The organism is Erwinia sp. SLM-02, assembly GCF_037450285.1.
GTDB lineage: Bacteria > Pseudomonadota > Gammaproteobacteria > Enterobacterales > Enterobacteriaceae > Erwinia.
This window is the reverse complement of record NZ_JAQISN010000018.1, coordinates 1-642: the sequence shown is the minus strand read 5'-3', so window position 1 is coordinate 642 and position 642 is coordinate 1. Positions and strand designations below refer to the sequence as shown.

Annotated in this window: 1 protein-coding gene; it reads right to left on the bottom strand. The window is 58.7% G+C overall.

Annotated features, from left to right (window positions below):
- A partial coding sequence (locus PGH32_RS24545) for a phosphotransferase (RefSeq protein ID WP_337895400.1) occupies window positions 1–381 on the bottom strand: 381 nt, incomplete at its 3' end.
- Window positions 382–642: the final 261 nt, after the last annotated feature.

Sequence of the window (642 nt, the reverse complement as noted above, 5' to 3'; positions counted from 1 at the left end):
ATCAAGCGTATGCAGCCGCCGCATTGCATCAGCCATGATGGATACTTTCTCGGCAGGAGCAAGGTGAGATGACAGGAGATCCTGCCCCGGCACTTCGCCCAATAGCAGCCAGTCCCTTCCCGCTTCAGTGACAACGTCGAGCACAGCTGCGCAAGGAACGCCCGTCGTGGCCAGCCACGATAGCCGCGCTGCCTCGTCTTGCAGTTCATTCAGGGCACCGGACAGGTCGGTCTTGACAAAAAGAACCGGGCGCCCCTGCGCTGACAGCCGGAACACGGCGGCATCAGAGCAGCCGATTGTCTGTTGTGCCCAGTCATAGCCGAATAGCCTCTCCACCCAAGCGGCCGGAGAACCTGCGTGCAATCCATCTTGTTCAATCATGCGAAACGATCCTCATCCTGTCTCTTGATCAGAGCTTGATCCCCTGCGCCATCAGATCCTTGGCGGCAAGAAAGCCATCCAGTTTACTTTGCAGGGCTTCCCAACCTTACCAGAGGGCGCCCCAGCTGGCAATTCCGGTTCGCTTGCTGTCCATAAAACCGCCCAGTAGAAGCCATAGAGCCCACCGCATCCCCAGCATGCCTGCTATTGTCTTCCCAATCCTCCCCCTTGCTGTCCTGCCCCACCCCACCCCCCAGAATA